Source organism: Halosegnis longus (genome assembly GCF_009663395.1).
Taxonomy (GTDB): Archaea; Halobacteriota; Halobacteria; order Halobacteriales; family Haloarculaceae; genus Halosegnis; species Halosegnis longus.
Genome location: NZ_QKNW01000002.1, coordinates 115,387 through 137,773 on the forward strand (window position 1 = coordinate 115,387; position 22,387 = coordinate 137,773).

Sequence of the window (22,387 nt, forward strand, 5' to 3'; positions counted from 1 at the left end):
GGGGTCGACTGTTCGCGAGCCACGAACACCGATCCAGTGGTGCGACGCCGGCGCGGAGTTACTCCTGTTGGGTCGGAAGACGGGGAGCAAGTACCGACACGAGCGCGTCGAGATCGCGCGTCTGGTACCACGCCGTTCCCGGCCCGGTGAACTCGAAGACAAGCCCCTCACCACTCAGGAGCGTCGATTTCAGCCCGCCGACCCGCTCAACGGAGTACTCGATGTCGTCGTCCCACGCGATGAGATGCTCGTTGTCGAGGACGTACGATTCGCCGGCATCGAGTTCAATCTTCTCAAGCCCGCCGTAGGCGTCGATGAATGCCGTACCGGTGCCTTTCAATGCCAGCGGCGTCAGACTCGCCTCACCGAGCATCGATTTCACACCACCGATTTCGGAGTCGATATCGATTCCCTCAGTCGCGGCAAGAAAGGCCCCATCAACAGTGTATAGCGCCGAATCCTCCAGTTCGTGGGCCATGACATCACCAGGCGAAGGTGGTGCGAACGTGACTGTTCCACCCTCTGCGCTTGCAGTAAAGCTGTTCGCGAACGCTGATTCGCCCCCGAGCAGTGACTTCGCTGAGCTCAATAGCCCATCCCTGCTCGTGCCGGTCTCCACTGAGACAGTCGAGGAGTGACCGACCATTGCGCCCGGTTCTGCGATAATTGATTCGTTTGCATCAAGCGAGACGACAAGGTGTGTGTACGACGGTTGGTGTGTGAACTCGTAGTTCATAGGAGGGCTTCACGGAGTTGTGAATCTGACAAGCAATCAAACTATCGGGACAGTATTCTGAACGAAAACGCCCGGCGTACACTGTCTCGCAACTTAGCTGAATCGACGCGTAGTTCGGGGGCAGCGTATTCGGTACGTCTGGCGTACATGCCGCCATCGAAGATTCGTGAATACAGAGGATGTAGTCAGCAGTTGGCCATCGTTGGCCACACCAATCTGAGTGACTCAGCCGATGAGTGGAACTGCATATTGGTCTGTCCACTGAGACCGATGTTAAATATGAAAATAATTTTTAATCTGGTGTTTAGTATGCTATGATCGATGCCAGTGCTCGATCTGATTGGATCCCTGCTTGTGTGGCCCCTCAGAACTGGAGCGAACTCTCTCACCGGAATCGTCCTAACGATCGGTTTGATGATGCTTGTGTTTCTCGCCAGTTATCTCTGGAAAAAAGCCCGGCAACTAATATCAGAAGATGGACCATAGAGAGCTCCATGGCTGGTGACCATTGTAGCACATTCTTTCTCGCGGTCTCAGAGGCGCCGGAGTGAGATACCCCGAGTCAGTACCTGTGGAGGTTGCACTCCCTGTGGATACACCCGTACCTACAAATGGACAAGGCGAGTGCCTCAGCGCTTGACCCTGGGACTGTTCCCAAAGCGCGTCATGGAAACAGGAAGCCCTATGCTCACGGGGCGAATGGCGTCAGCCGTGAGCGAGTAGGAGACGATAATTCACACTTTCCTTACGGCAGAAACTGTTGCGAAGAGGGTGAATAATCCACCGAGTACAATTGCTATAATCGGTGCGTTTGACGTTTGATTTTCCAGAAATGCATCTCCCGGCTGGTCGGGAGAAACATATGCGGTTGTCTGCGACCCTTCTTGATACTCTTCAATAGCTGATTCGGCTCCTGACTGCGTTTCGTAGTTCTGTTCAATATCTGCGGGATATATTTTTGTTCCAGTATATTCGGATCCATCATAAGTGTACTCAAACTCAACTACCGGATCGAAATTCGCGCCTGGGTTTGATGACGTTCCGCTGTCCGCCTCGATGTCGAGTTCAATGATAGTCGCATCAACCTCGACTGATTCTCGAACTGCCTCAGTCTGTTGAACGTAATCATATCCTCCGTAGCTGATGATCGCAATTCCGATGAGGATGTACAACAACGCACCTTTGAGACTATCGGGACCATTGATATTCACACCTGAGTCGTCACCCATACTGTCAATCACCACGAGGTTCCTTACAATGGAGAGAGAGTCGGGCGTTGCTGCGGGGCGCAGTTAACTGCGGGCTAACCTGCTCACACCACCGAAGGCGGTATAGCAGGCGAAGCAGCGAGAGTCGCTGTATGCGTCGTCCGAATGTCCAATCTTCTTGTTGGAGGGCTGTATGCATCGCCCCTATGTTCGCACACCTGGCAACTAAAAATTGTATATCGTCACTGTACACAGCCTACCCAACGTGGCTTTCGGTTCAATTGGACCGACGGAACCACCGAAGAACACCGCCTATAGGTGCGTCGTGTCAGAGATTGTCATAGTCTTGGTTCTGTTGAAATCCAATTTATCAGATATATAACCAGATAAAACGGGTGGTCGTTGAATGGTGCGTATTGCCTGCTGGCACTTCTATCAGAACTGGTTGATGTTCAGCGTCGCGTACGAGATACAGGGCGTATCTCGGTCACAGGCGTCCAGGAAGAGCGCCCCGGCAGTAGCGTTTCTCGGATGTGCAGGACGTTTATTTGCGAAGTCTTCAGATATATATGTATGCCAACACTGGAAGGCTGGACACTCTGGCTACACATCGGTGCCGGAACAGTCGCTGTGTTGGCTGGCGTTGGGGCGCTCGTGACGAACAAAGGGGGATGGCGACATCGTCAGGCTGGAAAACTCTTTGTGATATCAATGGGGGTAGTCGTTGCGACAGTGTTTGGTCTTCTCGTCTTCAACCCCACAACTTTCCGAATCATCCTCACACTCGTTGCGATCTTCAGTGGCTATTTCGCGTTCTCGGGATATCGAGTGCTCTCCCGAAAGCGACCTGGTGATGACGCAGATACGATCGATTGGGTCGCAACGGGAGCTGTCTTTGTAGCCTGCCTCGGCTTAGGAGTGTGGGGAGGCATATGGTATCTCGGCGGGCAGTCGTTCGGCATCGTGATGATTGTATTCGGTACAATCGGAGTGGTATTCGCCACGCTTGATGCGTGGACATTCCGTCGGGATGGAACAGACGAGTGGATGGTGAGCCACCTCCAGCGGATGATCGCCGCGTTCATCTCAACCGTCAGTGCTGTCTCGGCTGTCAACCTGACACCCATACTCGGCATTTGGGCCTGGCTTTGGCCGACAATCATCGGCGTTCCACTCATCGTCTACTGGTCGAATGTCTACAGCACCGAGTGATTGCCCTCCCCTCCAATTCTATCACTTGAGATGAACGTCTGAGCTAACATCGCTCAGAGCACGAGCTGCATTGACACTTTGTATGCAGCACAGGGGTTGTATCTGCCTGTAAGGGAGTGAACGGAACCGGCTAGGATAGTTTTACAATACGACTGAACTGGTGTACAGTATGAACGTGACGAAGGGTCGCTGGCGAGTTCTCTTCATAGTCGGAGTTGTTTTACTTTCAGGCTGTGCCGGCGTGGTGCCAGATGGCCCTGTCGACGATGCAGAACCTAATAACGGGTCTTCAACTCCAGTTGATGGCACTCTGGAGATGCACTACATCAATGTTGGCCAATCGGTGAGTACACTCATTATTAGTCCAGGAGGTGAGACAATGCTGGTCGATACAGGCCATTATAACGACGACGGGGAACACGTCTTAGAATACCTCCAAGATCACGATATTAGTCGAATTGATCACCTCGTCACCTCCCACAATGACGCCGATCACATTGGGGGACACGCTGCTGTCATCGAGTATTTTGAAACAGAGGCCGAGGGCGTCGGTACCGTCTACGATCCCGGTATCGCTGCGAGTACACAGACCTACGATGAGTACCTCGATGCAATCGAGCAACACGACGTACCCTTACTCGAGACCCGAGAAGGGGATTCAGTCTCATTTGGTGACGTCGGGGTCGACGTACTTGGCCCACCAGATCCGTATCTCGATAGCGAGGACCGAAACGAGAACAGTATCGTTCTCAAGTTTACTCACAGTGAGACAAGCTTTCTCCTCTCTGGTGATGCGGAGATGGATCAAGAAAGCTATCTTGTAGATACCTACGGCGGGCAACTCCAATCGACAGTACTGAAGGCAGGCCATCATGGCTCTTCAAGTTCCTCTACCGGAGCGTTTCTCGATACGACGCAGCCGCAGGCGGTGATTATCTCTAGTGCGTATGATTCTCAGTACGGTCACCCAGATGAGGAAGTGCTACAACGGTTTGCAGATAGGTCGATTCCGGCGTACTGGACTGGTGTCCACGGCAATATCGTGCTCGTGAGCGACGGACGTTCGGTGTCGGTACAGACGCAAGGCGATGTGGATACGGATCCACTCACCCTCCGTGATGCTGCTCCAATCGACCCGGGGACGGGTGGTGCGGTAACTGAACGAGCTACGTTGGATAGCAACGGAACGACTATCGTTGAATCTACCTCTAACAGCAGAGATTCTGGCACGGATGAATCGAGTGACGGCACGTCAGGAGAGGGACTCATTATTAACGAGATTAATGCTGACGCTGACGGCGATGAGCGTGAGAACCTCAATGACGAGTATGTCATCTTCGAAAACAGCGGTGACGATGCTCTTGATCTCTCAGGATGGACGATTGAAGACGACGTAGGCCAGAGCTACACCATCCCGGATGGCTTCACACTTGATGCGGGCGAGACAGTAACGCTTCGAACTGGGAGCGGAGAAAATAGCGAGGATGAACTCTACTGGGGATCTGGCTCACCAATCTGGAACAATGATGGTGATACGGTGATTGTCACTACCGCCTCGGGTGACCTGGTGCTGGAGGAGGAGTACTGATGGAAGAAATTGAACTACCGGATGGGAGCTACACGGCAGTTGTTGATTCGATTGAAGATGGACTCGCGAGAGTATTCTTTGAGCAAGATGGAGAAGAAGTAGGAGACGCTGTTATCGATGCTTCGCAGTTGCCTTCAGACGGCCGCCACGCTGATGCCATTCTGTCGGTATCAATCCACGATCACCAGCTCGAAACCGCGGTTTACAGGCCAGAGAAGACGGCTGACCGAGCCGAGGATGCCCAGAATCGGTTTGATCGACTAGCAAAACGCCCCTCTTCAGATGAGGACAATTGAAGCCTAAGCAACGACAGCCAAGCTCTCGCTGAGGAGCCTTCCAAACGAACTCCGGTTCCTTCGAGCAAACAGCGATACGGAAGTCAGGCCGATGGCACGGCCCGTGCGATTCGAGTGGGATGACCACGATTGGTCGGGAAAACCACACTGTCATGAATCTCCCAAAGAAGTGCGCACGAACCCGCAAGTAGCCTCCGTGGATCGGTAGTCGAACCCACCGGAGGAATTCTTGCGCTTTAGCGCGGGGTGGATGTCACTCGTAGTCGTAGCCCCACTCCCGAAGCTTCGCCGCGACGAGGTCCTCATTCTCCTGCGCGACCAGCATAGCTGCCTCACGAACGTCCGACTTCGGAACTGACTCACCGAGCCGCCCCTCAACTGTGTCGCGAAGGTCGTCTTCGCCCTCGCGAACGAAGTCCCGAAGGAAGAACGGGACTTGATCACGTCCTTCGTTGACCTTGCTTCGCCGGTGGATGTACGGCAAGCGGGGTGTCGATGGCTCCGTGGTTCCGCTGTCGTCGACCGATGTTTCTGCTGTTTCGGTGGGCTCCACATCTGTCTCCTCGACGGATTCTTCGACCTCTTCATCATCGCTGTCGTACGGGTCGCCCGATGAGCCGGATTTGAGCCCCATCTACGCCACCCCCTCCACGATGCCTGCTTCACGTTCAAGATGACGTGCAAGGTCTTCGAACGCTTCGAGCGTGTCCATCTCGTGATCACGCTCTCGCGAACGATGCTCGTCGACGTACGCGAACGGCGAGCATTGTTGTCGCCAACTCCCTTCCATCAGCGACGCCCGCTCGCCGATGACAATCGGCACATCGAATGGCCCCTCACGAAGCTCATCAAGGATCTCCTGTTGGTCATTGGTTCCCTTGAAGCCGATCGGGACGACCGCTAAGACTCCGACATCAACGCCGGTGTTCTCTTCTAACCCGGTCACAAGATCGTCTAGTCCCTCAATGGACTCCTGTCCCTTCGCTGTTGCCTCGAACGGGATGACGACGTTTCCTGTTGCTACGAGCGCATTGTACAGTACCGGGCCGGCCTTGCCTGCCGTGTCCACGATGAGGACATCATACCGGTCGCGAACGTTGGCCTCGTCAAGAACACGGTGGAGTTGGTGGTATACCGAGTACGACCGTCCGAGCTTCGAGGCCTTCTCTTGTTCCTGAATCAGCAGTTCAGGAAGGTCCTCAAGCATGTTGTGTGATGGGATGAGGTCAACGCCTGCTTCGACGGTCTCGACTAACCCGTCAAACGGCCCCTCGGGACTGTCGACCATGTGCTTGACGAGATTGTCGGCCGATGAGTCACCGCGGTCGTATCCGTCTGGCCCGAACAGATAGGTGAGTGAGCCATTCTGGGTATCAAGATCGATGCAGAGGACATCGAGTCCGGCGCGTGCGTGTGCGACCGCGAGTGTCCCAGCTGTCGTTGTCTTTCCAACACCGCCAGCTTCGGAGACTGGCGTGTACGCGAGCATGGTTCTGGCGTCGGTGAGACATCTATTAAATGTTAGCCATATTGTGTAGTTAGTGGGTATAGTTATGAGCTATAGTTGGCTGTTATAGTTGTAGGCTATAGCTGGTGTATGTGGCTACAAAATATAGTTGCTATGTGTAGTTGTAGTGTGTCGGCACTACAACCTCTCATACGGCCGATTTCGACGGTCTCAGAAGTTCTGACAATATTCGAGGCCAATTTGCCTGTGGACAGCTATGCGCTTTCTGAGAGCCTCCTACCCGATATCTCTCAGCGCCAACGGTGTCGTCGTTGTACACGGGCAAATTCGCAAACGCTCGGTCGGAGGGCCTGGACCTCGCGACTCAGAGGTATCGCCATCAGAACCACATAATAACCGTAGAGGCTGATGACACGATGACCAACTAGGTGGCCTGTCCCAGACAGATCTATCGCAATCGCTGCTTACTGGTCATCAGCTGCACCGTACTATGCACTATTATGCGCTATTGATCGTTGCCACATGATCTCCTACCGAAGCTGAACACGAGCGCCGGGGTATCGAATGGTATTCTAGAAGAGCTCCGGGCAGACCAAGCTAATATTGCTGAGCTTGGACACAATCTCTTGGAACCAACGCCGGTTGCACAACGTCGTCGCGCCTACCTGCCAACAGCTGGAATGAATCACGCACGTCGATTGTTGTGGTTGCTCGGCCACTCGCCACTGGTGGTGTCGCAGATTCAATATAGCAGTATACACTTTATCGATGGGTAAAACAACCGAATATCGTGGCTTGAGGTGTCTGAGAGGCCAGTATTCTGGGTCTCACTACCTGATCTATTCCACTCAGTTGTAATGCAATACAAATGAGTGGCTATTTGCACCTCCACGCTGTACGGTCATCACGACGCATGCCCCAGGACTCAGACCGCCCATACCCGGCTGCAGACGACGCCAGCACCGACACGCCGGCGCTTGACCGACTCGTTGCGGATTTCCTCCGTTCCAAGCGACGTGACTCGCAGGCGTACGCAACCTCTGCCGAGTCAGTGTTGGAGCGGTTTGTCGACTGGTGTGGGCGTCGGGGGGCAACACTCGAACGCATCGACGATAACGACCGCATCCTTCGCGAGTACGCGAAACACCTGCAGCGGCGTGTCGACGGCGACGGCATCGCTGCCTCAACGGCGAACGCCTACTTCAGCTACGTCTCGGCATGTCTCTCCTATGGGGTTCGGGATGGGGTACTCACGCGGAATCCAGCATTGAGTGCAAGCGCACAAGAGGAACTCCCAACAGCCGAACAAACCCAGGCTGACCAGCAGTTTTGGACGCCGGCCCAGCGGGAGCAACTGGTCGCTCATGTCGACGAGCGGGCCCGAACGGCGATCAGTGACCGCGCGTTCGATGCCCACATCGAGGCTCGGGACCGCGCGATTGTCGCTGTCCTCGCGTATACCGGGGTGCGAGGAGCAGAGGTGTTTCGCCATCCACAGGATGACCGAGACGGCCGACAAGGGCTTCGCTGGGGGCGCGTCGACTTGGACGCGGGTACGGCACGCGTCCTGGGGAAATCGAAAGAGGAGAGCAAACGCTGGCAGGAGGCATCACTGGTCAAACCGGCTCGAGAGGCACTCCGCCAGCTCAAACGCGTCCAACGGCCGCCGACGGACGATTGGCCAGTGTTCGAAACGGCACATGCGCCGTCACTCCACCGAGCGGCTGATGCGGTGCTCTCGGAGGCAGCCAAAACCGAAGCACTAGAGACGTATGGGGGAATCCGTGAGGTGTTGCGCGAGCACGAGATCACCCCGCCAGCGCTCACGACCGATGGGGCACGGCGGCTGATGCAACGGCTCACCGACGCAGCCGAAATTGACGTGCCCAACGGGACGTACCTACAGCCCCACGGTGCACGGCGTGGCATCGGAGAGGCCGTGTATCGCGAAGATCGGGAACAGGCACAAGATCTACTGCGCCACCAGTCGCTCTCAACAACGAAAGATCACTACCAGCATATCGACGCTGCAGAACGAACAGAGGAGCTTGACGAGACCCTGGGGTTCGGGGACGACGCGTAGCCGCTCAGTATACTGATTCGACTTTGGGGTAAAATCCCGATTCTGGGTTGAATGACACGCCAGATTGATACGGCGCAAATCCAGCGGCGGTACACACTGCTGTTGCGAACATGGGATCGCCATCCGCAGACAATGGAGACAGGAGTCACAGTCTGAGAAGGCTGTCTAAAACAGGGCGACAGCGGTTGTCTCTCCGGAAAGCGTCATCGTGCTGCCCGTCGCCCGAGAATGAACACGAGCAGAGCAAGCATGACCGCGCCAAGGCCTGTCTCGACGGTAGTCAGGAGTCGTCCGAGCCCGACAGGCTGGAAGTCACCGAAGCCGAGGGCTGTGTACGTCAGCGTTGAGTAGTACACTGCATTCAGTAGCTCAACAGGGTTTGCAACAATTTGTGTATAGGTGATCGGAGCCCCCTCTGCTGGTTGCATCCACCCGCCAAGCGGGTAGAGAAGCGCAAATGAAAGGATGATTCCAAGGCTCCAGGCGATGACGCGCCACGGACTCTCCCCATAGAGGAGTGTTACTCGGGCTATCTTCGCTCGACTCCACCGAGCGCCGGCGATGAGTCGCTCTTCTATGCTCTCAGCTGCCGTTGCATCGTCCCAGTAGCCCTGTGTCTGGAGATCCTGTCGCCGGACAAATGCACGCGCTTGGAGCCGGGGACGAGCGTGTTGTCCGCCGAGTTCCTCCAAGGCGCGATAGACGCTTTTTGCCGTATCGACATCTGTCTCTCCAGCTCCGCCGTCGTAGCCGGGATCATAGACGCAGGTGTGGCGTGAGCGAATCGCAGCAAGCGTATGCGGAGACACGTCGCTGTTGTCCGATGGATCGCCGAGAAACCGTGTCTCTTCGTCAATCCGAACATCACCGAGTGAGGTATCTGCAAGCTTCGCGCCGCGCAGATCTGCACCAGATAACGTTGCCCGGCTCAGAATACTACGCTCCATGTCAACCCCACGGAGATCAGCATCCATCAGGTCGGCCTCTGTCAGATTCGCCTCCGAAAAGATCACGCTCGACAGATCCAACTCCCGGAAATCAACACCGTTGTTGAATTCAGCATTGCCGAAGTCCACTGACTCGAGGCGTGCATTACGGAATCGGGCTTGTCCGTTGAAACTGACATCGCGAAAGCTGGTTCGATCGAATGTTGCGCCGACGAAGTTTGCCTCCCGGGAGAATTCGGCAAATCGGAAGGTGCCGCCATCGAAGTCTGCTTCATGGAAGGTCACGCGATCACCGAAGGTTGTCTGGAAGAACTCACCACTGTGGAGTGATGCACGGAGGGCAAACAGCTCATCTTCAAACGAGCAGTTTCTGAAGCTCGCTTCAGTCTGTATCGTCGCGTTCAACAAGCTCACGTGTGCTTCAAACGTCGATGCGTCAAACTCGACCTCGGTGAATGACACATGCCCGAAATCGACGCGCTCAGCAAACCGGCTGGCATGGAAATTCACGGACGCCGCAAACACAGCATCTGAGAAGTCTGTCGCTGTCTCGAAATGTGCCCCCGAGAAGTTCACACTGTCAGCGAAGGTCGCCGACTCGAAGCCACCAGTATGGAAGTGTGCGTCCTCGAACGTTGCCGCAGCGTGGAATTGCGATGCTGTGAATACCGCTTCATCGTTGAACGCGGCCTCCCGAAAGGTTGCCTTCCCGCCGAATTCCACCATCGAAAACGCTGCTGGCCCCGCAAACGTGACCGATTCAAAATCGGCGTCACCGCGGAAGTTTGCCCCCGTGAAAGTGGCATGGGGGACCGTTACCGACGCTGCGCCGATGTCAAACGTACCGAACTCCGCACCCAGAAATTCTACCGCTCGGCGGTGGGCGTCGGAGTCAGTCTTGTCAGTCGCGGTGTCAACTGCGTCTAGAAAGGCGGCAACCACATCAGCATCGTCTTTCTCCTCGACTGGCAGGTGGAAGATGCAGTGGTCTTCCTGCGCCTCGGCCGCATGTGGGCAGGTCCACACCCCAGCCTCGTTGAGGAGCTCCTCGTCGACATGGCACGCATCCCCCGGTTCTCCACCCCACGATTGGGGATGCTCTGGATCAAGGACGTACGTGCAGCTCGCCGTCGCCTGTGACATACCGGTGGCAAGACGGGTATCATCTTCAAATTAGGTGCCAGTTTAAGCGGCTGGTACTATCGTGGAATGTGCTCCCGCGCAACCGCTATTCGTTATGTTGGAGTGGTCCTGAAAACGTACCTACTGGGTCCCTCGCAAAGGCCGTCCGGTAGGCCTCCTCAAAGATGGTATTGAGCACACTGAGCAACTCTGGATTCGTGGTGCAGAAGTCGCTGATTGCAGTGGCAAGCTGTGCATGGTAGGACTCGGCGAGATTCTGTGGATCAAGCGCCGAGAGATCCTCGCTCATGGATATGTACGATTTGGGGCTGGGGTCTTCAAGCTATGTTGGCGGTGGATGCTTCAGTGTGACAGTTGCCCGTGGTGCGCTTGCGTGGGGAGCTGAGGGTAAAGTAGGTGAGCCACGTTCAGGCCGGAGGATCTGCATCATCGCCAAAGCCGCTGCCATATGATTCGACTACGTCTGTGACAATGACTTCATAGGCGTTGTACCAGTCTGTCCAGCGCTGTTTTGCCGTTTTATTATCTGCGTGAGTGCCGAATTGTTCCAGGGCATCAAGTGAATCCCAGTAGTGAACTGCCTCGGGGTCAAGCCCGAGGTACTCGACTTGTTCCCTCTGTAGAGATATCCCTCTCTATTCAGTAGGGCTCCGACAACCACATCTCGACATACCAGGGTAGTCGCTATTCTTCGAACCCGTGGAGGGACCGATGTTTGTTGAGAAATTTCGGGTGCGGGCGCAGGTTCTCATCGTTCGGGAGATGCAGCGATTCTCCGTTGAGATTGTTAAACTCATCGTACCCGTCGCACCCCTCTGCCTGGCGCACGATGACCTCGTAGTCATCTGTGACAGAGAGCCATCCGTTGTCGAACGCCCAGTGATGCAGTTTACACAGCGCCACCCCGTTTCTCACATCATCTACGCCATCCTCGCTTTTTGGATAAATATGTGCAGCTTCAACCTCAAGACCCCCATTCGGCGCGACGCGCCGAGTACCGCACACCGCGCACCGTTCATCGTACGCATCTTTCACTTCCTGCGCAAATGCTTGGTCGCGCTGTCGGCGACGCGTGCTCGTGAATGACTTGTTGTCTTCCGTCAGGTCGGGATTCGTAGGCTGGGATGGCGTTCCATTGGATTCAGACGGTATCTGAGCGGACCCTGCATCCGCCGCATCGTCACCCTGTGTGCTTACCGAGTTGTTCTCTGGTGGAGTCGCAGTATCGTTGTGGGTTTCCACTTCGAGATCGAGACGCATACTCTCAAGCCGACCCCGAGGGAGATCAGCAACACGCGCCAGTTCGTATAAATATGCGTCACTCCAGAAGGCCGGGTCAGTGCACACAGCTACGGTATCAGCGCGTACCGAGGCATCCATGGGTGTTGCTGCGATGTGCGTATTACGTGGGCACGTTAACGGTCCCAAGAAGACAATCTCGCCTTTCAGCTTCCCTTCGGTACCGATGCCGTACGCATGCCCGTTATCTGTAAACTCGAATACTTGCACGTGCTCCTCGTCTTCGATGGCCGCGTGCGCGTCGTCCACCACAATATCAGTCTGATACCCGTGCAGCGTGACGCTCGACGCGTCTACGCGGCGAACGGTCACTCTGTCTTCAACGTCAACCTCAGTGATGTGATGCATCACGCGCGTCCCGTCCTCAACGGCGATATTAGCACCGTCCTCCTGCGATTCTCGCACCGTATACGTCTCGCCATCCACCGCCACAATCACGGTTGCGTCGCCATCGTCATCACGGTTGACGCGTCGCACTTCACCATCAGCTATTTCTCCGGGATGGAAAGGTGCATCCTCACTCGGCGAATCAGCCATGAGTGTTTCACGTGGCGCACGCCCGTTAAACGTGCACGGCATCAACGTCGTCAATATCCGCTATTGCAAACGATCGTCGCTGCGTGACTAGAAGGGAGCCTTCAGCCAGGAATGATCATCGGTCAGCGCCTGCATCTGCCGGCCAAAGAGTGGCCGCAGTGAGTGAATCTCACCGTCAATGAACAGATCAAATGGTTCGCCGCGGTGGATCTCTCCCTGGACGACAAACTGGATAATTGGCTGTGTCTCGGCGGTTGCCAGCGCATTGCCGTGATCGGCCATCGTCTTCGCGAGTGAGTTGATGAACTCCTGATCGGTGAATGCCTCGCCAAGATTGACAACTGTCACTTGATTTGGTACATCTCCCTCGGCGAGGAGCTCTTCGAATGCCTCAATCGGCAGCTGTGTCGGGAACGTGTCGTATGTTCCGTGCTCAACAATGTTGTAGACGCCCCGGAGCTGGCCATCTGTTGGCATTCTATTGCAAGATAGTATATTAGAAACGAATAAGAACCTATCGGGGAAATCCGGCAGCGAGAGCGGGGGTTGACACCCTCCCACCGCTTCAGGGGGTGGGCTTCCGCTCGCTCCGTGTCACTCCTCGGTGAACGAGAGGTCGATATCGATATCGAACGCGTCGTCGCTGAGTCGCTCAAGCAACTCTTCAATGGCGGCATCATCCTGGCCAGCCTCGAGTGTGAGATTGACTTGGGCGCGATCGGTCTCTGCGGCGCCCTGCATCGTCGTGGGAACCCCGGCATTGCCTTCGAGGACGAACTTGACAAAGCCGTGTTCAAGGACGCTGGGGCCGTCTGGACTCTCCGCAGTCCTGACCGACCGCCATTTGCTTCGCAAATCCGTGACGGAGTCGCCAGTGTAGCCGAAGGTCCACGTTTGGCTGCCTTCCTCGTAGATTTGGAATGGGTAGCCGGGCATCCACTGCGAGGGATCGGTGGAGCCAGTCGACGAGATGGTGAACCGGGGCGCTGTTTCGGTCCCAAGCGTTCGCAGCAGATGCGTCCGAACGCCTGCCTCGGTAACGGCGCTCCCAAATCGATTTTGAATCGTCGCGACATCGAACGTCTCGCCACCGTCCAGCTCGGTGAGGTACTCGTTGATTTCGTCAGCAAACGAGTCGGGGACGACGGGAACGAGCGTTACCTCGAGTGGATCACGGTCGGCGAGGGAATCTTGATACCGGTGATTAGCCTCGATGAGGTAGTCATCAGCAAGGACGCTCACCACGGCTTCTCGGATTGCTGTTTCAGTGTCGGCCTTGGGCAGATACACATCATCGGCCTGCCGAATCTCACGCAGTATCGCCTCGACTGTGACACGGCCGTCTGTCTCAATGGTGTCGGTGAGCCGGTCGGCAATGTCTGATGCGCCGATAATCCGCGCCATCGACACATCGCGAATTGCGGCGTCCAGCTCGGGTTCGGTGAGGAGCTCTGCCCCATGCCGCAGGATGTAGGCATCGTCCTGGATGAGGCGACCAATCGCCATGAACAGGCGATCCTGTTCGTCGCCATCGATGCGAACATCGGTTTTTGAGGCGAGCTCGGTATGGTAGTCACCGACCGAGATTTCCGTTGTCCCTTGGCTAAATCGGCTCCGCAGATCGGATTCAATCTCTTCGATCCCCCAGGTCTCAATATCGTCTTCGTGGATGATCGTTGATTTTGGCCGAAGCGCTTCGAGATTGGTGCTAAAGCCATCGGCTGGCGTGTGGATGAGGATCGGCGCATCGGCAAGCGCTTCCTTGGCGGCGTCGATCACATCGCCAACACTGCCCGGAATCGGATACTGCGGATTCGTCAGGAACGCCTCATAGATGGCCTCGATTGTGGTTTCGCCCTTCCGCGAGAGCAAGTCTTCGGCAATCGGCCAGATGTGGCTTTCAAGATCGAAGGGATCTGCTGCGGCCTCGTCAATGAGCGTACTGGCGCTGTATTCGTCCCCCTCAATGACGAACACATCAAGCTGCATGCGCGTCGCGTCATCGAATTCATTCAGGAGATCATCACCATCGATGACATCGCCATAGGCGCGGCGCAGCTCTTTCTGGAGCTCTTCTTCTTCCTGGTTTTTCATCGCCCGAATGCGGGCTTTGATGCCGTCATCAAGACCGTCGCCAGCCAGGACTTGGCGAGCCCCTTCAACATAGCGGGCTTTGTCGATATACCGGGTTCCCGATTCGATTGCGCTTCCCTCCTTCGGCTGGACAAAGAGGAACGTATTTCGCCAGCTCCGCCCACGCCCTTCATCGGTGATGACGTCCCGAACCTCGTCGGCGGTCCACTCGCTATCCTTGATGATGACTTTGACTTGCTTGCTGTCGGGGATCTGCTTCAGATCATCCATCCGGAAGCCAACGGTGTAGGCGCCGTGGCCAAACAGCTCCTCGACCATGGTGGCGATTTCGCCCTTGGCAGCCGTTTCTGACACATCGCCGGCGGCATTCCGGATCAGGGCATTCGGATTGCGCTTATCACGAATGGCGTATTTGCCGTTCAGCTTGTGTAGATGCCACGCAATGCCGTGGAGCTCTTCGAGCTGGATGTAGATTTCTGCAATCCGATCCCCTGTCTGATAGGCCCCCATGACGATCTGGGCGACATTGGCGCCTTCCCCCTGGCTATCATTCAGTGAGTACAGCAGAATCGTGTTGAGAATGCGACGCCCGTGATCAATGGTGTCGTCGATGCGGTCGATATCGTTGGTACAGGCATCCGGCCGCGCACGATTGATTTTCGTCAGCTCATCTTCAAACTGCTCGGCATCGATATCGCCGTGGGTGATCAGATCAGTCTCTTCGCGAAGCTCCAGCAGAATCGTCGAGAAGAGATAGATCATCCCGCGGGTGTTCTGATTACTGTCGGTCTTGTAGTAGCGCGATTCGAGTGTGTCGATCAGCTCGGGATGAATTGGATAGATTTCCTCGAATTCATCGCGCGTCGGGCGATCGTCTTCGGTGACGTAATCCGAGCGATCGTAGGCTTCGAGATAGCCATCGATAATCTCGCTGGCAAGCTCCGTCTCGACATCATCGATGAGCCGGTGGAGGAGGACATCACGTTTGCTCACCTTACTGTTCATGTTCACTTGGACGGCATCCTCGCGGTCGAGGATATCATGGACAGCTGACCCCTGTCGGAGGACGGACATGATAGTGTACAGCTCAAGCGAATCCATCGCTGTCGCTTCCATAAGTGCCTGCAGAAAGCCACGATTGGCGGCCCGGCGGTCATCATTGAGCGAATCCCACCAGTCTTCAAGCTCATCAACGATGAACGCGACCGTTCGGTCGCCGATGGCCTCTTCAATCGTTTTGATGCCGGGATAGCCCCCCGAGGCGAACGAACCCGGATCGTACTCAAGCGCCTCAAAGAACGGCTCCCAGAGATACTCGTATTGGTCGTTTTCGTACTGAATGGAGACGCTGATTGTTGTTGCGTCGGTCGGTAGTGCCGCGTCCATCCCAGGCACATGCTCGTCGGTCCAGGGGCCGGCAATCTCTGGCGAATTGAAACAGTGGTAGAACGCGACCATCTGGTGGGATTTGCCGGCGCCGTAGGGGCCATAGAGGACGTGGGTATTCCGTGGGTCGTCGCCGTTGAGCGAGTCACGCAGGATGGAGAGAGTCTCCTCTAACCCATGGGTGGACACGGTTCGCTTGAAGAACGTCTCGGCATCTGCCTCAAATTCATCATCGCGGTCCGTGTTGTACAGTTTCACCTGCCCGTCGATGCGGCCTTCGGTCCGGAGCTCCTCGCTCAGCGTGACCGTATCGGCAAGTGTGTGTGAAAGAGCGGATGCCATCGGATTATCATGACTGGGGGTTGGTGTGGGGTTAAGCATGACGGTGGCTGTTGCCCGTAATGGCGACAGTACAGCCGCTCAGTCTGGCACTTTCAGCCAGATTCATTGCGTGAACGAAGGGGCCCGCCACGGCTGGTTGCTGGCCCATCGCCAGCAGTGGCTCGGGGGTGGTTAGCCGCCGAAACTCGAGATGTCGCGGTCGCCGAGTACACGCTGGTAGGTGTCGTCACCGGTTGCAGCTGCCAACCGGTCGGCCAGCTCATGCACATCGTCGTCAATCTCCCATTTATCCACGTAATTTTGCACCGTTTTTCCCTCCTCGAAGCGTCGCCGGAGGAATTGCAGCTTATCTAAGGCGGTGAGGGTCCCTTCGCTGTTGACGCGGTCTTCGATATAGCGATAGCGGCGGTCATTTTGCCAGGTACCGAGCGCAAAGCCATCCTCCGTCGAGAAGAGCTGCATCCGTTTGAGATCATCTGGGCTTGCATTGGTGCCTCGACAGAGCTTGTTGACGGTGGAGTAATCCGGGCTTTGCTCCTGGAGTAAGTCAATGAAGACATCAATCTCGCCAATCTCGCTGGCTTCCTGGATGAGGCCATAGATTTCCTCGACAGCGTCCTTGGCGGACATGATGTCACCATCGCGCGTGACTTTGCCGTGGTGGCGTGAATACATCTGGAAACAGGCCCCCATCTCCATCACGCCGATATCGCCACGTGACAGCTCCCGTTCGGCCATGAGCTCGCGGCGCTTGGTTCGCACTTCCTCATAGATATCGCGGCGGAGGCGACGCCAGCTGATGCCGGTTCGCTCACTCTCGGCAATCGGGCGGGCCACGACAATGATATCGAAGGAGACTGCTTCCCCGGTGATGAATTTCTTCACATCGGCGGAGACGGGGTAGGTGCGTGTCACCTCAAAGCCGACATCACAGAGTGATTCAAGCAATTCACCCCAGGAGTCTGAGTCAGAGTGGTGATACGTGAACGCAAGCACCCCATCGGATTTCAGCGTGTTTCGAATGACGCTAAACGCTTCATGCAGCTCTGATTCGAAATCTTCGGAGGTTTTGTCAAGGAACGGATTGGTGACGATACTCTCAAGCCGTGGGGTTTGCTCCTGATCGAATCCCTCGTAGCGGTCCTCCAAGAGGAGTTTCTGCCAGACGTAGAAGTAGTCGGCTACCTCTGAATAGATGATATTGTCGTAGTAGGGTGGATCAGTAATGACGGCATCAAATTCATCCTCATACGGGAGCGTCCGCATGTCACCCTGCCGCAGCTCGAATGACTCACCGATTGGCGTCTCGAAGGGCTCCGTCTCCTGGGTGTCACCATCAACGATGTAGCGTTCGGTCGGGGCCGCAGCATACTCGACGCCATCGCGGACCATGGCCCAGTTTTTCTGGAAATTCCCCATGCCATACGCCGTCCCCCAGGGATTCGCCTCGGCAGGCCGACTCTGTGGATCAAATGAATTCGTCTGGAACAGATCGTTGATGTGGTTTCGCGATGCCTGATACCCCACCATCATATTGTTAAACCGCAGCATATCGCTAAACGCGAGGAAGAGATACTCCTGGGCGTTTTCATCCTCGACATTGCTGATGGCTCGCAGGAGCTTGCTCAACACGAGGAGCTGCCGGTCGTTGAACATGTCCTTCCAGTCTTCATACCCATGCTGAAAGACGTCATTGCCGCTAATGGATGATGCAGACGTGATGGCTCCCTCTGGGATCGGCTCTTGGGGAATGTAGTCGCGAAGGTCATCGGCCTCGGCCCACTCGGCGGCGGCGGCCGCATATCGCTGCTTGTCGTCGTCGGTCGCGGCTTTGTAGCCCTTGGCGTCGCTGCGGTCATAGCCACGCTCATCGCAGTGATCACAGTAGTACTCAACGGCGTAGAGTCGCTGTGAATACCCATCCTGTTCGGCAATGGCGTCAGTGACGCCGTATTTCTGGCCGCAGTCACGACAGGAGTATTCGCCGCGGTGCACGGTTCCCTCATCTGGACGGAAGGAATGGTGACACTGGTCACAGGTAGAGTCGCTCCGCCAGTCATCCACGTAGGTGAGCTGTTCGCAGTGGGGGCAAAACACGTTGTATTCGTCACCATGGTCGAAGCGGCCCTTGGCCACGCGATAATCGGAAAACAGCGAGACGGTGTTGTCACAGGAGACACAGTCAACCTCCTTGACCCACAGATAATGCATGACATCGGCAGTGTGGCCATCGTCGTCGGCATTTGGGCAGGCCGTTTGGTAATGCGCGGTAAGCTCCTCTGCCACCGCGTCTTTCACTGACTCAAACGCCGCATCAAGCGTGTCGAGATCCGTGCGGCCCGCCTCAAGCTCTTTCTTGACGACAAACCAGGCAACGGGATTCAGATCGTTGCCGACGACATCGGCGCCAAATCGGGAGGCCTCAACTAACGAGGTTCCGCCACCCATGAATGGGTCAAGGACTTTGGTATCGTTGACGCGGACGTCCTTGGGATACAGCTCCCAGAGTGACTCCGGATCTGTATCAGTGACTGACTCAAGCAGATGGTCGATATCATCGGAGCCAATATCAAAGTCTGTGAGTGTGCGCTTGTTTGCCCCCGGCTCACGCACGTCAATCTCCTTGGTTTCGTTGAGTAAGGAATACAGCGAGATGGAGCGGAAAACACAGCCGAGCCGGCGCGCCCACCATTTGTGCATGGTGTAGATCGGTCGGTAATGCCGCTTGGCACGCCCCTCCTTTTCGGCGATTTCGTTGATCTTCTCGATGGGGAACCCCTGCTCGATTGGCAGTGGTGTCCGTGCCGCCGGCGTGTGCTCTTGGCGGGCCATAATATACCTCCTCTATTCGGGAGTTGGTATATAAACCTTGCAGTCAATTTGGGGAGAGGAGTTAATTTTCAGGGGCGCAGTTTTATACAACCAGCCGGCCACCGGCGGATGTGACCGCGCCGACGAGCCCGGGAGGCGACTTTGTCTCAGTAACGTATGAGCACGGCGTAGCGGATGCCGTGACGGACGCGGGTGAGTCGACCGACGAGACGCAATCTGGGGAGCCCCTTGCGTCACTTCGCGCGCGACGAGTATTGGCTGGCCAGTCGGATACGGCGATGCAGTCGCTGGGCCAGCTCGATGAGTCGAATGTCAAGCTGCTTGAACACCAAGTTGAGGCGGCGTATCGCGCCCTGTTCGAGATGGATGGCAAGGCGCTACTTGCGGATGAGGTTGGCCTGGGGAAGACGATTGAAGTCGGCATGATTCTGAAGGAGATGGCGTATCGCGATACCTGCGATGCCGTCTTGATTCTCACCCCGGCACAGCTGGCCAAGCAGTGGCAAGGCGAATTGGCGGAGAAGTTCGGCCTCGAGTACGTCTGCAACTACGACGATGAGTTTGCGGGTTTTGATGCCCACGACCAGATCATTGCGAGTATTGATACCGCAAAGAGCGACCGGCACCGCGACACGGTGTTGAGTCGCCAATGGGATGTCCTCGTGCTTGATGAGGCCCACTACGTCAAAAACGAAGCAACGGATCGATACAGTCTGATCGACCAGCTCTACTATCGGTATGCGTTTTTCCTGACGGCGACGCCGATTCAGAATGAGCTAACCGATCTGTACAATGTGATCTCGCTGTTGCGGCCAGGGTTGTTCGGCACGCGTGATGTGTTTCACCAGTATTTCAGCGACTCCGGTGACTCGCTGATTAACACCGACGAGCTGCAGGCCCGCCTCCAGCAAGTCATGATTCGCAATCGGCGGGCCGAGACGGATATTGACTTCACTGACCGGATTATCGATACCCGAACGTTCCAGCAGTCAGCCGCGGAACGAGAGCTGTACGAGTTAGTCACCGAGTACGTGACAACGGCCTACAGCCAAGATCAGGGGCAGAAACTCGTGTTAATGTTGCTGCAAAAGGAGGTTGTCAGTAGTCCGGAGGCGCTTCGCGGGACGATCTACAAGCAGCTCCAGGACCCCACTGAACACACGAACCGCCAGGCACTTCGACGGATTCTGGATGCGATTGATGCGATTGAGGAGAATACGAAGGCCCAGCGACTCAATGATATCATCGCCTCGGCGCGTGAGGAAGTCGAGAAGGGACGTGTGATCGTCTTCACGCAGTTTCGGGCCACACAGCAGGCCTTGCTCGAATCGCTGTCAGCGGCGGGCTACGTGACGCATGCGTTCCACGGTGGCCACTCAAGTGCGGAGAAGGAAGCGATTATCGAGGACTTCCGCCAGGAGGGTGGTGTCTTGGTATCGACGGATGCGATGAATGAGGGGCGGAATCTCCAGTTTTGCAATCTGATGGTGAATTACGATCTGCCGTGGAATCCGATGAAGGTCGAACAACGGATTGGCCGGATTCACCGCATTGGCCAGGACCGCGACGTGTACGTGTTCAATATGGCACTAGAGGATACCATCGAGGAGTACGTCCTTGATCGACTGTACCACAAGATCGATCTGTTCCAGCAGACGGTCGGTGAGCTGAGTACGATTCTCTCGCGGTTGGATGACTCCGGGCAGAGCTTTGAGGATGAAATCTTCGAGCGACTCGTCAATGCCGGTGATGAAGTCGAGTTAGAGAATGACTTCGATGCGATGGCGGTCGATCTTGACGAACAGAAGGAGCTTGCAAATCAGATGGAGGAGTTCAACGAGGGGGTCTTCGACGGCTTTGATCTGGGGAGTGATACTGAGCGGGAGTCGCGTGATGAGCCCGCCGTGGCCCGGCAAACGCGATTGGGTGATGCGGAGTGACCGATACTGGTGAGTCGGAACGTGACGTCTCAGCATCCCGGTCGCTTGCGAATCTGCAGGCGGCGCTTCGCCCACTGTTTGTGCGGAGTGATGCAACTGTCGCCTTCGAGGACGATTGCTGGCGATGTACGGGAGACATTGCGGCCTTGCCGGCACCACTGCTTGACCAGCTTGCGACGCCGGAGCTGCCGACTGCTGTTGAGCTCGTGTGGATGGCGGCTGACGACGAGTCCACGCCAGAGCCCGCCGGTGAGGCGACTGTGGTGACGCTGACGCCTGAGGGGTCACTCACCGAAGAGTTGTTGACGCTTGCAGCGACCGACTGTCCGGTTGGCCGACTTGAGTATGAAGAGCCCGTACTTGCAGAGCCGGTTCCCGAGTGGGTAGCTGCTGGTGAGCTTTCAATTGCGGCTCGTGAGTTTACGCCGTATTTCACGCGTGATGGCGCGTGGTGTTTGCTTGCCGTCTCGGTTGAGACCGTCACTGAGTTTGAGCATGATCTGTTGCTTCCGGTCGCAATCGATCTTGCCAACGGTGACCCGCTTCCACTCCTCGTTGAGGCAGGCCGACAGCTTACTGAGCCAACGAGTGAGTACGAGTATTCGGTTGCTGATCCAGAGACGCTGACGGAGCCGGACACATATCACAGCGAGCTGATTGCGGTTGCCGAAACCGAGCTTGCACCCATTGTCGATGACGCTAAGCGTGACGCAACGGCGGCGGCACATGCAGAGTTTGAGGAGTATCGCGAGACACAGGATGCGCGACTCGAAACGCTTCGTGAGGACGTCGCCGCTCAAGAGGAGACAATTGCCGAGCTTCGGGACCAGCTCAAAGCCGTTGAGTCGCGGGACAAGCGGATGGAGCTGCTTGCTGAACAGGACGAGGCCAAGGAGACGCTCGATGCATTAACTGAGGAGTTGGATAGCATCACAAACTCGCGGCGAGACGGCTATCCTGAAAAGCAGGCGAAGATTCGCCAACGACATACAATCAATGTGGAGACGACGCTCGTTGGTGGGTTTGAGATGGCCTATGAGAAGGGTGATCTGACGCTGACTGTCACGGATGGGGAGTCACATGTTGACGTCCAGCAAGTGTATGGACGCGATGCGGCGTTCTTTGATGCGCCCGCATGTGCAGAGTGTGGGGCCACAGTTGATGAGGAGAATCCTGGCCAGATTCTCGCGGGGCAGCTTGTGGGTGCACATTGCTGTGATCGTGATGAATAGATTCATTCTCTATTTGCACAACAAATAAGGAACGGCACACCACA

16 protein-coding genes and 1 pseudogene are annotated in these 22,387 nt (G+C 56.0%); 7 read left to right on the plus strand and 10 right to left on the minus strand.

Annotated features, from left to right (window positions below):
* Positions 1 to 58: 58 nt before the first annotated feature.
* Positions 59 to 736: a TIGR00266 family protein gene (locus tag DM818_RS13755; RefSeq protein ID WP_153952794.1), complete on the minus strand. Its 678-nt coding sequence runs from the start codon at positions 734 to 736 to the stop codon at positions 59 to 61.
* A gap of 734 nt (positions 737 to 1,470) precedes the next feature.
* Positions 1,471 to 1,965 (minus strand): DUF3592 domain-containing protein, encoded by a 495-nt coding sequence (locus tag DM818_RS13760; protein ID WP_153952795.1) that lies wholly within the window; start codon positions 1,963 to 1,965, stop codon positions 1,471 to 1,473.
* 552 nt (positions 1,966 to 2,517) lie between these two features.
* Between DM818_RS13760 and DM818_RS13765 the strand changes: the two genes are divergently transcribed.
* From DM818_RS13765 to DM818_RS13780, 4 genes and pseudogenes are all read left to right on the plus strand, one after another.
* Entirely contained in the window at positions 2,518 to 3,156 is a 639-nt protein-coding gene (locus DM818_RS13765) for a hypothetical protein (RefSeq protein ID WP_153952796.1), read from the plus strand.
* A 169-nt stretch (positions 3,157 to 3,325) separates the two neighbouring features.
* Entirely contained in the window at positions 3,326 to 4,744 is a 1,419-nt protein-coding gene (locus DM818_RS13770) for a lamin tail domain-containing protein (protein WP_153952797.1), read from the plus strand.
* Entirely contained in the window at positions 4,744 to 5,040 is a 297-nt protein-coding gene (locus tag DM818_RS13775) for a DUF3006 family protein (RefSeq protein ID WP_153952798.1), read from the plus strand. Before DM818_RS13770 ends, DM818_RS13775 begins: the two co-directional genes overlap by 1 nt.
* 55 nt (positions 5,041 to 5,095) lie before the next feature.
* A pseudogene (locus tag DM818_RS13780) lies at positions 5,096 to 5,248 on the plus strand (IS200/IS605 family transposon protein TnpB); the annotation flags it as partial.
* A 45-nt stretch (positions 5,249 to 5,293) separates the two neighbouring features.
* Here the strand turns inward: DM818_RS13780 and DM818_RS15255 are convergent.
* Positions 5,294 to 5,674, minus strand: coding sequence for a hypothetical protein (locus DM818_RS15255; protein WP_235907966.1), 381 nt, complete (start codon positions 5,672 to 5,674; stop codon positions 5,294 to 5,296).
* Positions 5,675 to 6,529 carry a ParA family protein gene (locus DM818_RS13790; RefSeq protein WP_153952799.1) on the minus strand — a complete coding sequence of 285 codons (855 nt, stop codon included), beginning with the start codon at positions 6,527 to 6,529 and terminating at the stop codon, positions 5,675 to 5,677.
* An 892-nt stretch (positions 6,530 to 7,421) separates the two neighbouring features.
* On the opposite strand from DM818_RS13790, the gene DM818_RS13795 reads away from it, so the two are divergent.
* Positions 7,422 to 8,591, plus strand: coding sequence for a tyrosine-type recombinase/integrase (locus DM818_RS13795; RefSeq protein WP_153952800.1), 1,170 nt, complete (start codon positions 7,422 to 7,424; stop codon positions 8,589 to 8,591).
* A 203-nt stretch (positions 8,592 to 8,794) separates the two neighbouring features.
* On the opposite strand, the gene DM818_RS13800 is transcribed toward DM818_RS13795, so the two are convergent.
* The 6 genes from DM818_RS13800 to DM818_RS13825 all read right to left on the minus strand — a co-directional run bounded on the left by DM818_RS13800 (position 8,795) and on the right by DM818_RS13825 (position 19,171).
* Complete coding sequence (locus DM818_RS13800) at positions 8,795 to 10,681, minus strand: pentapeptide repeat-containing protein (protein ID WP_153952801.1); 1,887 nt, start codon at positions 10,679 to 10,681, stop codon at positions 8,795 to 8,797.
* An 85-nt stretch (positions 10,682 to 10,766) separates the two neighbouring features.
* Complete coding sequence (locus tag DM818_RS13805; protein ID WP_153952802.1) at positions 10,767 to 10,970, minus strand: hypothetical protein; 204 nt, start codon at positions 10,968 to 10,970, stop codon at positions 10,767 to 10,769.
* 395 nt (positions 10,971 to 11,365) lie between these two features.
* A complete protein-coding gene (locus DM818_RS13810; protein ID WP_172977350.1) occupies positions 11,366 to 12,517 on the minus strand; it encodes an HNH endonuclease in 1,152 nt (383 codons plus the stop codon).
* A gap of 87 nt (positions 12,518 to 12,604) precedes the next feature.
* Positions 12,605 to 12,994 carry a hypothetical protein gene (locus tag DM818_RS13815; protein WP_153952804.1) on the minus strand — a complete coding sequence of 130 codons (390 nt, stop codon included), beginning with the start codon at positions 12,992 to 12,994 and terminating at the stop codon, positions 12,605 to 12,607.
* Positions 12,995 to 13,111: 117 nt separating this feature from the next.
* Positions 13,112 to 16,339 carry a DUF499 domain-containing protein gene (locus DM818_RS13820; RefSeq protein ID WP_153952805.1) on the minus strand — a complete coding sequence of 1,076 codons (3,228 nt, stop codon included), beginning with the start codon at positions 16,337 to 16,339 and terminating at the stop codon, positions 13,112 to 13,114.
* 171 nt (positions 16,340 to 16,510) lie between these two features.
* Positions 16,511 to 19,171, minus strand: coding sequence for a DUF1156 domain-containing protein (locus DM818_RS13825; protein ID WP_153952806.1), 2,661 nt, complete (start codon positions 19,169 to 19,171; stop codon positions 16,511 to 16,513).
* 110 nt (positions 19,172 to 19,281) lie between these two features.
* On the opposite strand from DM818_RS13825, the gene DM818_RS13830 reads away from it, so the two are divergent.
* Complete coding sequence (locus DM818_RS13830; protein ID WP_394351345.1) at positions 19,282 to 21,111, plus strand: DEAD/DEAH box helicase; 1,830 nt, start codon at positions 19,282 to 19,284, stop codon at positions 21,109 to 21,111.
* Positions 21,108 to 22,343 carry a hypothetical protein gene (locus DM818_RS13835; RefSeq protein WP_153952807.1) on the plus strand — a complete coding sequence of 412 codons (1,236 nt, stop codon included), beginning with the start codon at positions 21,108 to 21,110 and terminating at the stop codon, positions 22,341 to 22,343. Before DM818_RS13830 ends, DM818_RS13835 begins: the two co-directional genes overlap by 4 nt.
* The last annotated feature ends 44 nt before the right edge of the window (positions 22,344 to 22,387 follow it).